The organism is Pseudoglutamicibacter albus, from assembly GCF_022346425.1.
GTDB classification, from domain to species: domain Bacteria; phylum Actinomycetota; class Actinomycetes; order Actinomycetales; family Micrococcaceae; genus Pseudoglutamicibacter; species Pseudoglutamicibacter albus.
The window spans coordinates 122,091-135,293 of sequence record NZ_JAKRCW010000005.1; the positions used below are offsets into that span (position 1 = coordinate 122,091).

The 13,203-nt window shown below is 61.7% G+C and carries 11 protein-coding genes; all 11 read right to left on the reverse strand.

Features of this window, described 5'->3' with window-relative positions:
• Positions 1-49: 49 nt before the first annotated feature.
• Complete coding sequence (locus MHJ63_RS04820) at positions 50-241, reverse strand: hypothetical protein (protein ID WP_239446312.1); 192 nt, start codon at positions 239-241, stop codon at positions 50-52.
• 150 nt (positions 242-391) lie between these two features.
• Positions 392-886 (reverse strand): thiol peroxidase, encoded by a 495-nt coding sequence (tpx, locus tag MHJ63_RS04825; RefSeq protein ID WP_070490687.1) that lies wholly within the window; start codon positions 884-886, stop codon positions 392-394.
• Between the two features lie 153 nt (positions 887-1,039).
• Positions 1,040-1,933, reverse strand: coding sequence for a ribokinase (locus MHJ63_RS04830; protein WP_070490686.1), 894 nt, complete (start codon positions 1,931-1,933; stop codon positions 1,040-1,042).
• 210 nt (positions 1,934-2,143) lie between these two features.
• The gene (gene gatB, locus MHJ63_RS04835) at positions 2,144-3,637 is read right to left on the reverse strand and encodes an Asp-tRNA(Asn)/Glu-tRNA(Gln) amidotransferase subunit GatB (RefSeq protein ID WP_035756848.1); all 1,494 of its coding nucleotides are present in this window, start codon (positions 3,635-3,637) and stop codon (positions 2,144-2,146) included.
• A gap of 2 nt (positions 3,638-3,639) precedes the next feature.
• Complete coding sequence (gatA, locus tag MHJ63_RS04840; protein WP_239446313.1) at positions 3,640-5,190, reverse strand: Asp-tRNA(Asn)/Glu-tRNA(Gln) amidotransferase subunit GatA; 1,551 nt, start codon at positions 5,188-5,190, stop codon at positions 3,640-3,642.
• Positions 5,191-5,196: 6 nt separating this feature from the next.
• Positions 5,197-5,493, reverse strand: a complete 297-nt coding sequence (gene gatC / locus MHJ63_RS04845) for an Asp-tRNA(Asn)/Glu-tRNA(Gln) amidotransferase subunit GatC (protein WP_035756845.1) — start codon at positions 5,491-5,493, stop codon at positions 5,197-5,199.
• A gap of 109 nt (positions 5,494-5,602) precedes the next feature.
• Positions 5,603-7,135, reverse strand: a complete 1,533-nt coding sequence (locus MHJ63_RS04850; protein ID WP_239446314.1) for an inositol monophosphatase family protein — start codon at positions 7,133-7,135, stop codon at positions 5,603-5,605.
• On the reverse strand, positions 7,132-9,513 hold the full coding sequence (gene ligA, locus MHJ63_RS04855) for an NAD-dependent DNA ligase LigA (protein WP_370977526.1): 2,382 nt from the start codon (positions 9,511-9,513) through the stop codon (positions 7,132-7,134). The genes MHJ63_RS04850 and ligA overlap by 4 nt, the downstream gene beginning before the upstream one ends.
• Positions 9,514-9,569: 56 nt before the next feature.
• Positions 9,570-11,330 carry an adenylate/guanylate cyclase domain-containing protein gene (locus MHJ63_RS10035; RefSeq protein ID WP_239446315.1) on the reverse strand — a complete coding sequence of 587 codons (1,761 nt, stop codon included), beginning with the start codon at positions 11,328-11,330 and terminating at the stop codon, positions 9,570-9,572.
• A gap of 169 nt (positions 11,331-11,499) precedes the next feature.
• Positions 11,500-11,982: a YdbT family protein gene (locus tag MHJ63_RS04865; RefSeq protein WP_141739870.1), complete on the reverse strand. Its 483-nt coding sequence runs from the start codon at positions 11,980-11,982 to the stop codon at positions 11,500-11,502.
• Between the two features lie 152 nt (positions 11,983-12,134).
• On the reverse strand, positions 12,135-13,202 hold the full coding sequence (locus MHJ63_RS04870; protein ID WP_239446316.1) for a biotin--[acetyl-CoA-carboxylase] ligase: 1,068 nt from the start codon (positions 13,200-13,202) through the stop codon (positions 12,135-12,137).
• Position 13,203: the final 1 nt, after the last annotated feature.

A 13,203-nucleotide genomic window follows, 5' to 3' on the forward strand; every position in this document is an offset into this window, starting at 1 on the left:
TCGGCCTCATACTGTTGAGCTCGCTACGGGGCTCATACTGTGGAGCTCGCTAGTTCGAGCGGTAGGTCCGCACGCCCGGTTTCTTTGGCGGTTCAATAGGCCAGAACGCTACAACCGCCCACCAGGATGCGATCATCAACACGACCGTGATACCGATGATGAGGCTCACGTTAGGGACAAAGAAGAGCAGATACGCGACGATCACGGCGCCAAACAGTGCGCCGAAATATTTGTTGTCCATCGTTGTCGGTGTTCACGTTCTTCTCCGGAGATTACTTGCCGCATCCGGCTGAGCTGTTGAAGGCCCGCCCAGTTCTGTTAGATGAGCACTGCTGCGTGGATGCGCGAAACGCCCGGGGTCTGTGACCCCGGGCGCCAGCACGTGTGTGGTTTAGAGGACGTTGAGGACCTCGTCGTACGCTGGTTCCTCACCCACGCTTGGAGTCAGGGAGGAGTAGAGCACGGTGCCGTCCGTGTCGATCACGATGACGCCGCGAGCCATGAGGCCCTTCATTGGCCCGTCTGCGAACTTGATGCCGTAGTCCTCGCCGAAGCTCGAACGGAATGCCGAGGTCGCAACAACGTTGTCGATGCCTTCAGCACCGCAGAAGCGGCCGAGCGCGAACGGAAGGTCCATGGACACAGTCACAACAACCGTGTTCTCAAGGCCCGCTGCACGCTTATTGAATTCGCGAACGGACTGGGCGCACACCCCGGTATCGATCGACGGGAACACGTTCAACACAACGCGCTTGCCTGCGTAATCCTTGAGGGTTACGTCTTCAAGGTCGGTGTTGACGGTAGTGAACTCTGGGGCGGCCTTACCTACAGCGGGGAGGTCGCCAACCGTGTTGAGGGTCTTACCTTGGAACTCGATAGTAGCCATAGCCTTATCCTTTCAGAGGTGCCCCAGCATTTGGCAAGGGTTTAGCCTCAGGCTTAGCCAACAGCGGACATCAGCGCCACGCTTCCGGCGCTTGCGGACGGGCAGCGTCTGCGGACGGGCAGCCTTTCCGGATGGGCGAGGTCAGCGGTTCTGTCAGCGTACTGGCAACACGCCGTAGGATGCTTGGGCTCCGGGACGGGTCACGGTGTCGGCGGCGTAACGGCTTGCGTAGGAGGCCGCTTCGGCGAGGCTGTCCCCTGCCGCGAGCCGCGCAGCAAGCGCCCCGACATACGCGTCCCCGGCACCGGTGGTGTCAACGGGTTTCACGGTGTGAGCTGGGATCTTGTGTTCGCCGGTCTCGTCCATCACGTGTGAACCGCTTGCGCCCAGGGTCATGACCACCGAACGCACTCCGGCGGCTTTGAGCTCACGGACGATCTCCTTATCGCTCAGCCCCTCAGGGTCGCCGCCGAGCATCTTCAGCGCCCCTGCGCCCTCGTGTTCGTTGACGACCAACGGGTCAGCCCGCAAGATCAGATCAGCCGGGACGTCGATGACGGGTGCGAGGTTGAAAACCACCCGGTCCTCGGCCGCCGCGAAGGCAGCCTGGATTCCCGTGACCGGGATTTCACCCTGCAACACAACCACACCTTCAACAGCGTGGGCGCGTGCCTGCACGGCCCCTGCATCAAGGTGCTGATTAGCGCCGGCGATCACGATGATCGTGTTTTCTGCCCCGTGGTCCACCGTGATGATCGCGGTTCCTGTTGGTTCGTCTTCACGCACGAGCACGTGGCTCAAGTCAACACCATCCGCTGTGAGCAGTTCGTGGGCCTCCCGCGCGGCATCGTCGCTTCCGATGGCAGTGATGAACCGGACGCGGGCGCCAGCTCGCGAGGCCGCGAGCGCTTGGTTTCCGCCCTTGCCACCAGGGGAATGCACGAGTGTACGCCCTAGGAGGGTCTCACCTGGCCCCGGTAGGCGGTGCACGGTAGCGGTGATGTCCAGGTTGGTGGACCCCACAACGGTGACGGTTGGCTTACTCATGCGCGCTCTCCTTGCGTGATGCGCTCTACGTTGCGTGATGCTCGAAACTGCATCGTGTGTGGCACTGACGCGGTGTATGAACGGCGCCATGTAGGAACTGGCGCGGTGTATGAAGTGGCAGGCTATTTAAAGTGGCAGGGCGTTAACCGCTGGTCCCCGCCTCGTGGTGAGGACCAACGGTCACCATCCCGAGACGGGGAGCAAGCGAGGCTAGTTGATCTTCTCGAGGATGATCTCGCGGACTCGGCCTGGATCAGCCTGACCGCGGGTCGCCTTCATGATCGGGCCCATGAGGGCGCCGATGACCTTCTGGTTGCCAGCCTTGATCTTTTCGACCACGTCCGGGTTATCCGCCATCGCTTGTTCGACGGCTTCGGTCAACGCGCCGTCATCAGATACGACGGCCAGTCCACGCTTCTCAACGATTTCGGCCGGGCTACCTTCACCGTCAGCGACGTGTGTAAGGACCTGGCGGGCGATCTTGTTGTTGATCTTCTTCTCAGCGATGAGGTTTTCGATCTCCACGACGTGAGCCGGGGTGATACCGGTTTCGGTGACGTCCTTCTCCGCTTCGTTAGCGATGCGGGAGATCTCACCCATCCACCATTTACGTGCAGCTGATGCGCTCGCGCCGGCTTTCTCGGTCTCTTCGATCGTGTCGATGAGGCCCGCGTTGACGATGTCGCGGAACTCTTCATCCGAGAAGCCCCACGCCGCCTTGAGGCGGGAACGTTTAGCGGCTGGGAGTTCCGGCAAACGTTCGCGAAGTTCAGCGACCTGGTCGGCGGTCGTGACGATCGGTACGAGGTCTGGCTCTGGGAAGTAGCGGTAGTCATCGGCATCGGACTTCGGACGGCCCGACGATGTCGTGCGGGTATCCTCGTGCCAGTGTCGGGTCTCCTGGACCACGGTCTCACCGGCATCGAGGATGCCTGCGTGGCGGCACATCTCGTAGCGCACGGCACGTTCGACGGAGCGCAGCGAGTTCACGTTCTTAGTCTCGGAACGGATACCGAATTTCTCGGAGCCGATCGGCATGAGCGAAACGTTCGCATCGCAGCGGACGTTACCGCGCTCCATGCGGGCATCAGAGATATCGAGGGCCTTGACGATGTCACGGATCGCTTCAACATACTTACGTGCAAGCTCGGGAGCATCAGCGCCTGCACCCGTGATGGGGCGGGTCACGATCTCCACGAGCGGCACACCTGCACGGTTGTAGTCAACGAGCGAGCTCGATGCACCCTGGATACGCCCCGAGGAACCGCCGACGTGGGTGAGCTTACCCGCGTCCTCTTCCATATGTGCGCGTTCGATCTCGACCCTGTAGACCTTCCCGGAGTCCAGCTCGATGTCGAGGTAGCCGTCGTAAGCGATCGGCTCGTCGTACTGCGAGGTCTGGAAGTTTTTAGGGGTGTCCGGGTAGAAATAGTTCTTGCGGGCAAAACGGCAGTATTCCGCGATGCTGCAGTTCAGTGCCAAACCCAGCAGGATCGCATACTCGACGCCGGCTTTGTTCACCACCGGAAGCACGCCCGGAAGGCCGAGGTCGACCTCGTTGACATTGGTGTTCGGGTCGTCACCGAATTCGTTGGGTGCTGAGGAGAACATCTTGGTTTTAGTGTTCAGCTCAACGTGGACCTCGAAGCCAAGCACTGGCTCATAGCGCGTCAGGGCTTCGTCGAAATCAACAATCTCTGTCATGTTTAGTTAGCCTCCTGAACGCGGGCTGCTACTTCCTCGTTGAGGTTTGGTGCCTGGGCGAGGATCGGGCCGCCGTTGCTTTCTTCAAGTGCGGCCTCAGCGGCTGCAGCGATGCGGTACATGCGTGCGTCCTCATGTGCTGGGACGAGGAACTGCACCCCCACTGGGAGGCCCTCGGAGAGCCCTGACGGGATCGAGATACCAGGGATCCCCGCGAGGTTCGCTGGGATGGTCGCGATGTCGTTGAGGTACATCGCAACCGGGTTATCGATCTTCTCACCGATCTTGAACGCAACGGTCGGTGCGGTTGGGGTCACAAGCACATCGACCTTTTCGAATGCGGCCGCGAAGTCACGCTGGATGAGCGTACGGATCTTCTGCGCCGAACCGTAGTAGGCGTCATAGTAGCCAGCCGAAAGCGCGTAGGTTCCGAGCATGATGCGGCGCTTGACCTCGTCACCGAAGCCTGCCGCGCGGGAGGCACCCATGACGCGTTCGATGGTCACCGGGCCGTCCTCCGGGAGTACGCGCAGGCCGAAGCGGACGCCATCGTATTTAGCGAGGTTCGAGGAGACCTCGGACGGCATGATGAGGTAGTAGGCACCCACCGCGTAGGTGAAGTTAGGGCATTCGATCTCTACGATCTCGGCGCCGCGCGCCTCAAGCGTTTTGAGGGTTTCTTCGAAGGAAGCGGTCACGCCGTCTTCGAAACCGTCGCCGCCACGCAGCTGTGCAATCACGCCGACCTTGACGCCGGTGAGGTCGCCTGCCGCACCCTCTTCGGCGGCCTTGATGAGGCCTTCGGAGCTGCCTTCGAGCGAGGTCGAGTCCTTCGGGTCGTGCCCGCCGATGAGCTCCTGCAGCGCCGCCGCGTCCCACACGGTACGCGCTACAGGGCCGATCTGGTCGAGCGAGGATGCCATTGCGATCGCACCGTAGCGGGAAACGGCACCATAGGTTGGCTTGACGCCCACGGTTCCGGTGACCGCGGATGGCTGACGGATCGATCCACCCGTGTCGGTTCCGAGTGCCAGTGGAGCGAGATGGCCTGCGACCGCCGCCGCGGAGCCGCCGCCGGAACCACCCGGAATGCGGTCGAGGTCCCACGGGTTACGGGTCACACCGAACGCGGAGTATTCGGTCGAGGAACCCATCGCGAATTCGTCGAGGTTGGTTTTGCCAAGCATCGGCAACTTAGCTTCGCGGATCTTGGTGATCACGGTCGCATCGTAGGGGCTCATCCAGCCTTCAAGCATGCGGGAGGCTGCGGTGGTTGGTTGCCCCTTGGTGACGATGAGGTCCTTGATCGCGATCGGCACGCCAGCCAGCGGGTGGAGGGCTTCAGCCTCGGCACCGCCTGCGGCCCGGATCTGGTCGACTTCGCGGGCGACCTCAAGCGCTTCTTCAGCGTTGACGTGCAGGTATGCGTTGATGACGCCGTCGAGCTTTTCGATGCGCTCGAGGTGGGCTTTCACGGCGTCTTCGCTCGTGACCTCTCCTGCACGCAGTTTCGCGGCGAGTTCGGAGGCGGAAAGTTCGTAGATCTCTGCCATGGTTTATCAGTCCTCGTCCAGAATCGCTGGCACACGGAAACGGCCGTCTTCGGCATCAGGAGCATTGGCAAGCGCTTGCGCTTGGGTGAGCGTGTCTCCAACAACGTCCTCACGCATTACGTTGGTCAACGGGATCGGGTGGCTCGTTGCCGGGATATCATCCGTTGCGGCTTCACTGACTGAGGCGACGGCGTCCACGATCGCGTCAAGCTCCGTGGACATCCTGTCAAGTTCTTCTTCTGTCATGGCAATGTGCGCCAAGGTCGCTAAATGCGCCACTTGGTCACGAGAGATTCCAGACATTTCCCTCCCAATCTTTCAAAGTCCCGAAAGTCTTAAGTGCTTGCACCAGTTTAGGCACAGTCGCCGTCGTTGGCATTTTGAGGTCTGTATGTGAGGTCTGTTGACGAGTTCAGGATGCGTTGGGCTCAGCGGCGGACCCCACTGCTTTACTGAACGCCGCGAGCCGCAGGCCCGGCACCTCTGGGATGTCGACGTCCCGGTGAGCCTCGCGGGTGAAGCCGTAGCGTTCATAGAAACGCATCGCTGGTTCCCAGTCGGGCGTGGTGGTCAAGACAACCCTGCGGATGCCCGGCAGAGTCCCGGCGAATGAGAGGATCGCCTCCACGAGCTTGCCGCCGAGCCCTGTCCGTTGATGTTCCGGGTCCACAACGAACAGCCGCATCTCAAGCTCGCCGTCCTCTGCGAGGTCGGCCCACAGGCTACCTCGCAGCGCGAGCGTCACGGACCCCACGATGTTGTTCTGGTGGTCTTCGGCAACGAGCAAGAGCGCGTGCCGGCGGCGTTCCGCTACCTGCGCGATCTGTTGCATGTAGGGGTCGTCTGCGGAGTCGAAGTAGCCTTCGTGCAGGTACGCTCGCTCGGTGATCTCACCGATCGCTTCATCATCGTGGTAGGTCGCGTAACGGAGCGTGATGCCACCCGCGTTGACCTCACCGTCACCGCTGGCTGCATCTCTAACGCTGGCTGTATCGCCCGTGTTGATGGCGGCAATGGGGCCGAGCCATCGGCCGTGTACGTCACCTACGAGGCACCACCCGTAGCTGTGAGTACTGTTCCAGAGGGGTCGTTGCACAGGGAACCCAGCGGCTTGCGCGATGAATGAGCCGGCGGCCCAGTCCCATTCGTTGATGTCGGTTTCGGCGTAGGCATCGAGTGTCCCGTCCGCTACAAGGCACATATCGATCGCGGCTGAACCGAGCCGCCGGACGTTGTCGAAGTGCGGAATGAGGCGCGTGAGCGCTTGGGTTTGGCGTTGACGCTGCCCAGCGCCGTAGCCGAATCCGTAGGCGAGAATCCGGGCCTGACCAGTTGCCCCGTCGGATGCCTCCGCCGTGAGCCTGCGACTGGCTTCATCGTCGCACCGGCGCGGAGCGTGTTCCGCTTCCCACACAGCGGTGTATGCCTGCGCTGTATCTGCAGACACCGGATCAGCAGATGCGCAGGCCGCCCACATTTTCTGCAGCTCGGGGGCGATCACAACACCGGCAACCCAGCGTTCAACGAATGGGGTGTCTTCGGTTGGGTTGCCGTCTTCATCAAGATTCTCACGGAAGTATTCGCGGCGCGTCACCGCAACGGACACCGCGTAGTGCGGCAGCCCGCGCACGAAGTTCGCGGTCCCATCCAGCGGGTCGATGCACCATCGGTATTCGGCGTGGATGTCTCCGCTTGCGTCGTATTCTTCGCCCGTGAGGACATCCTCGGGCCGGCGAGCGTGAATGTATTCGCGGATCGCTTGCTCGGATGCGCGGTCGGCTTGGGTGACCCAGTCCCCTGCCGCGGATTTCGTGTCTGCTTCAGCGACGACCTCGGCCTGGCCCCGCATCGCGGCAAGAACCTTCGCTCCTTCGTGGGCAGCGCCCAGAGCGACATCGAACACCTCAGCCAGCACAGAGTCTGGTGCAGTTTGTGCGTGGCTCACGCGTCGTCCCTTTCCTCACGTGCTGCGTCGTTTTCAAGCACGGATGGGCCGTGTGCGAGTAATTCTTTGAACCCGTCCTCATCCAGCACTGGGATGCCGAGCTCTTGGGCTTTCGTGAGTTTGGAGCCTGCGGCTTCACCGGCAACCACAACGCTTGTTTTCTTGGAGACGGAGCCGGTTGCTTTGCCTCCGCGGGCGAGGATCGCTTCCTTGGCTTCATCTCGGGAGAAGTCTTCGAGGGATCCGGTCACAACAATTGTGAGGCCTTCGAGGATCGCCGCGATTGCTTCGTCGCGTTCATCGGCCATCTCGTAACCGTTCGCGCGCCAGGCTTGCTGCCACGCGTCCACGATCTCAACGTGCCAGTCTTCTTTGAACCAATCCACTAGGGCCTCGGCGATGATGGTCCCCACGCCGTCGATATCGGAGAGGATCTCGAGCGCGTTCTCGCTCGCCACGGCTTCACGCAGCGCATCCATCGATCCGAAGCGTTGGGCCAAAGCCCGCGATGCGGTCGGGCCTACATGGCGGATCGACAGCGCGACCAAAACCCGCCACAGTTCCTTGCCCATCGCACCTGCGACTTCACGGAACAACTTCTGCGTATTCGCGTTCGGTCCTGCCGGTTTCGCGGATGTTCCCCGCGTATAGAAGTAGGGGCGGAGCTCCCATACGCCAGTGCCTTGGCCTTTGGAACGCTTCTCGCGCCACACTCGAACATCCGCGAGCGACTTCGATAACTCAGACTCCGGGTCAGCCAGATCGAAAAGGTCGCGTTCTGTCGTCAATGGACCAGGTCCGGATGGTGCTGGAACCCCGCTGTTTTCGGCCGGGTCTGGCCCTGGGCCGATCGTCAACGCGATGGCCGCCTCCGCGCCGAGAGCCTCGATGTCCAGCCCGCCGCGAGAGGCCGCGTATTCGACGCGTTGAGCCAACTGCTCGGGGCAGTGCTGGCTGTTCGGGCAACGAAGATCCACATCGCTTTCCTTCGCGGGACGCAACGGTGTTCCGCACGACGGGCATTCGCTCGGCATGACCCACTCGGATAGCTCGTCCTCGCGGCCCTCACGCAACGGAAGAACCGGCCCAACGATCTCCGGGATCACATCCCCTGCTTTACGCAACACCACAACGTCGCCGATCAGCAGGTTCTTCGCCTTGACCACATCGCGGTTGTGCAAGGTAGCCCGCTCAACCGTCGAGCCAGCCACAGTCACCGGCCGCATCACTCCATACGGTGTCACTCGTCCGGTGCGCCCCACCTGCACGCGAATCTCCAGAAGATCCGTGTGAACTTCCTCCGGCGGATACTTATAGGCAACAGCCCAGCGAGGCGTGCGCGAGGTATAGCCCAGGGCGCGCTGGGCTTGGAAGTCATCGATCTTGATGACCATGCCGTCGATCTCGTGGACCAAGCCGTGGCGGTCCTGACCGATCTGGTCGATATAGCCGAACACTTCTTCCGAGGTATCGAAGAGCTTGTTATACGGGGACACCGGAAGCCCCCACGTTTCAAGCTGCGCATAAATCTCGTGCTGAGATTCAACGTCCATCCCCTCGCGAGCACCCACGCCGTGCACGAACATCCGCAACGGACGCTTAGCAGTCTGGGCTGGGTCTTTTTGCCGCAGCGAGCCCGCCGCCGCGTTACGCGGATTCGCTAGCGGCGCCTTACCTTCCGCGATCAACGAGGCGTTGAATGCCTCGAACTCTTTCGAGGGGATGAATACTTCACCACGGACCTCAAGCTCGGCGGGCCACCCCTCACCCTCGAGCCGGTGCGGGATGTCCGCGATCGTCTTGACGTTATCCGTCACGTCCTCACCCGTGGTCCCGTCCCCGCGAGTTGCCGCGACATCCAACACGCCATCGCGGTAAATCAGGTTGACCGCGAGCCCATCGATCTTGACTTCAGTCAGCCACTTCACCTCAACCCCTGGGGCGAAAGAGGCGCTGTTGGCGCGGGCGCGTTCGAACCAGGTTTCAAGCTCTTCATAGCTGAAAACGTCCTCGAGCGAATACATCTGGCTCGGGTGCTTAACCGGGGAGAACGCCGCGGAAACCTCGCCGCCCACCTCTTGGGTCGGTGAATCGTTGGTCACCAACTCGGGGTGTAGCGCTTCAAGCTCCTCAAGCCGAGCGAAAAGCTCATCGAACTCGGCATCAGATACCAGTTGCGTGTTCTCGTTGTAATACGCGTGCCGATATTTACGGACCTTATCCACCAGCTCCGCGTATTCCTCCCGCAACGCATGCGCAGGAACATCCGCAGAATCTCCAGCCGCGGGCTCAACGGTCGCAGAGTCAATAGCCGCGGGCTCGTTGGGGTCTTCACCGGTTACAGAAGACGATGATGTCGATGCGTTCTCAAATGCCACAAAACAATCATGCCCCAGGGGTCTGACAGTTTGAATAACGCCACGGACCGAACCCGTTAGTCGATCGGCAATACAGCGTCAGGGCCAGGCGAGAGGTCAAACGGGGTCACCGCCCCGAAGCCTTGCAGCTCCACCGGCGACAACTCATCGATCACGAACCGCTCATCGTCATCGAGCACCTGGCTCGTCAACGAATCGATCAAAACCTGGCCCGGCTCCGCCATCGCAGTCAAGCGTGCCGCCATGTTCACGGTCGCACCATAAATATCGCCCAGACGCGACAAAATACGGCCCCACACCAGCCCCACACGGACCTCCGGCATGTCCTCTTCAGGGCTGAAAGCGCGCGCCAACGTCAACGCGATCCTCGCACCGGCCTGCGGGGTTTCAGCGACATAGAGAACCTCGTCGCCGATCGTCTTGACCAGCCGGCCACCACCAGTCGAAATGATCGAGGCGCAACGGGCCTCGAAGTTCTGAACCAGCCGCGCCAAACGCCGCGCATCCATACCGCGCGAAAGCGAGGTGAAAGACACCATGTCAGCGAAACCCACCGCACGCGCCAACGGGAGCGCGGCATCGTCCTCAGTACCAGTGCGGTACTCATTCGAGGAACGCAAACCAGACTCGGCACGCAAAACCTGCCGGTGAATCGCCGCCGCAAGGTTGCGTTGATACGAATAGTTGACCATCTTCAGAAGCGGATCCAACATTTCGTCCAACATCAGCACAACCTGGCGGCGCGCCTCCGGGTCACTCATCCCGTGAGTCGAAACGAGGTCTTCAACGAGTGCCTCGATCTGCCAGATCGCCATCCGGTCTGTCAGCTGCCCGATCGAACGGGCGATCGAGAGCATCGCGTCCTCAGACAAGCGACGCTTGCGCACCTGCTCAACCATCGTGTCCAAGGCGCGCTGATCCCGCATCGTGAACGCGACCTGGTCATCTGAAACCCGCGGAAGCCCCAGGGCCCGCCAGAGTTTGCGAGCCGAGTGCAGCGAGATACCGACGTGTGCCGCGATTTCGCGGCGACGCATGGTCCGTGCCGAGCCCCGCAACCGCATCTCAAGGCGGTGCGCGGCAGCCCGTACCTCATCGTCGGTTTCGGTCTTGGTTTCCAAAACCGGCATCGACGTGGTGATCGGCCCGATTTCCGGGACCGCCCCAATCGCGTGGGTATCCAATGCTTCCCACACGGTAGGGTTCGATGCGCTCACCGGCATCGCAGGTTCACTCGGCTTAGTCTGGGTGACGGGAACATGGCCTGAAACAACTGGCATCTCGACTGCCGGCATCTGGGCTGTAACCACCCGTTCGCCCTGCCCCTCGGACGGAGCGTTCCCTGACCGTCCGCTGCCTGGCTGTTCACTGCCTGACCGCTCACCGGCTGACTGTTCACTCTCGGACTGTTGAGGCGCTGACTGATCGGTGCTGCCCGCCTCATGTGGCTGGGAATCTGATGGTTCTTCCGTCACGGGCTTCAACGACGGCGGCGGGACCGGGCTCAACCCCACATCAGTGAACCCGTCATCGCCGACCCCCGCATCGCCAGGCCCTGCATCGCTGCCACCGTCATCGATGAGGTGAGCGCGACCCTGCTTGCCCACACCAAAGTCCTGCTCCGTTTCGAAGGCCTTGATTGCATCGAAACCTTGAGTCGCGAATCCGTGCGTGACCGAACCATTTTCTTGCGGGTTCTGTGTCCCCGGGGTATGTGTCTCCGAGTCCTGTGGCTTCGCGTTCCGCGTTTCGGGGTTCTGTGTTTTGGAGTTGTGTTCCGGGTTTTCGGTGCGCTCAGGTGGGTTTCCTTGGCTCACTGCCGGCACCGTCCTTCCCGTTGAAATCGTTCTTCTTTGCGCATGTGTCAGCCGACGTCAAAAATGCCCCTGTCCATTCTTACACCCTCACAGCGAAAAATGTGTCAAAGGTCACGCAGTGTCCACAATATGGGCATTACTTGGGCGGTTCGGGAGCCAACATGTGCCCTCACAGCCCGTACGGCACCATAACCCTGTACTGATGGGCCGCCGCTGCTTCTCGCCTGATGCTGTCAGCAACATGCGCGACGTCGGGGACGTTTCGGAACGTGGCTTCTCGCCCCTCAACCTTCACGACGAGGGTTCCCGGCGCGCGCGGCATCCGGTCGGTCGGCTTGAACCACACGCCGTTGATGTAGAGCAGTGGAATGTGCTGAACGCTGCGGCCGCGCTGTATGAAGAAACGCTGATTCGTGAGCGTGATGTGGGTGTTGACCCATGCGAAGAACGGCCGCAGGACCCAGCGCAACATCGCCCATCCCCAGCCGATCGCTACGAGCGCCAGCAGGGCTTGGGAGACCAAACCCCAGGCACCTCCGAGGTCCGCGGTGCGTGAGGCGAATCCGCCCAGCATCGCGCCGATGATCGTAATAAGCAGGAGAGCCCCAGCGATGGGCACAAGTGCGCGCGGGTGGCGGCGGGTTCTGATCACAGCTTCTTCGCCAGGGTGTAGAAGTTTCCGCGGGACCATTCTTACTCTTCCGTTCAGCTGAGCTTACGCTCTTATCCACTCCACGCTCTCATCCACTCTAGAGCGCCCTCACGCTGTACCTTAGCGGCCCGCGGGTGCCTGGATATACACCTTTAGGCGTAGTGGCCGTCGCTGCGGCGTACGTGGATGACATCCCCTGCTGAAATCTGATGCCGTTTGCCCGTGCCGTCCTCGACGATGAGGTGGCCGTATGCGTCAATGTCGCGTGCCACGCCGGCGATGGTCACCTCGTGGGGCAACTGGACCCGCACGTCCACTCCGATGGTTGCGCAGTGTTTGCGGGTCGCATCGACGAGGCTCATGCACCCGAGCGAACCCAGCGGCTGATCGAGCGGGCCACCCGCTGGCAACCATTCGGAAAGTACCGCGATAGCGCGGGTCCAGAACGCGGAGATCAGATGGTGAACGTCGGTGGTGCAGTTGTGGAGCGCGAGTGAGGTTGCGGTGGGCACCGGCAGGTCCTCTTTGGTCTGGGTCAGGTTGGTGCCGATACCTACGACGAGGTTGAGGCCTCCCGCGCCTGCTCCCCCGGCACCTGCTCCGCCTGCGCCCCCGGTCTTGTCAGTGACACCGGTCTTGTCTGCAACGCCGTTCTTGCCGGTGACGCCGGTCTTATCAGTCAGTCCAGTCTTGTCCACACCGGTCTTGCTGTCCCCGACGCTGACGCCACGCGGCCCGGGCAAGGAGGGCGCAACTTGAGCGAGGATGCCTGCTACTTTCTCGCCGTCGATCAGCACGTCGTTGGGCCATTTGAGGCTCACGTCGGAGGCCGTCGCTGCAGCTAACACGTCACGCCACACGAGCCCGACAAGGGTCGAGGCCATCGCTAGCGATTCGGTAGGCACACTCGCGGGGGCTTGAATCACGAGGGACATGGCAAGCCCCGAGCCTGCCGGTGTTTCCCAATCGCGGCCAAGCCGACCCTTGCCCGAGCGTTGGTCCAGCGTCACGATGAGTGTCCCTGACGCATCGGGCATATCGGGGCCGCCCAGTTCACCACTGGCTAACAGGTTGATGGCGTCCTCGTTCGTCGAGTCCGTGTGGTCCTTGACGATGAGGCGCGGCCACGCGGCGGAACGTTCACTACCGTGCAACGCCGCCCATTCGGCGCTTGCGTTGGCGGTGATGATGTCGGCTTCAAGGCGCTCTGGTGTGTGCATG

Excerpts from the sequence above, each read along its gene's own strand:
- MHJ63_RS04820 (WP_239446312.1), bottom strand. The coding sequence starts at position 241 with ATGGACAACAAATATTTCGGCGCACTGTTTGGCGCCGTGATCGTCGCG.
- tpx (WP_070490687.1), bottom strand. The coding sequence starts at position 886 with ATGGCTACTATCGAGTTCCAAGGTAAGACCCTCAACACGGTTGGCGAC.
- MHJ63_RS04830 (WP_070490686.1), bottom strand. The coding sequence starts at position 1,933 with ATGAGTAAGCCAACCGTCACCGTTGTGGGGTCCACCAACCTGGACATC.
- gatB (WP_035756848.1), bottom strand. The coding sequence starts at position 3,637 with ATGACAGAGATTGTTGATTTCGACGAAGCCCTGACGCGCTATGAGCCA.
- gatA (WP_239446313.1), bottom strand. The coding sequence starts at position 5,190 with ATGGCAGAGATCTACGAACTTTCCGCCTCCGAACTCGCCGCGAAACTG.
- gatC (WP_035756845.1), bottom strand. The coding sequence starts at position 5,493 with ATGTCTGGAATCTCTCGTGACCAAGTGGCGCATTTAGCGACCTTGGCG.
- MHJ63_RS04870 (WP_239446316.1), bottom strand. The coding sequence starts at position 13,202 with ATGCACACACCAGAGCGCCTTGAAGCCGACATCATCACCGCCAACGCA.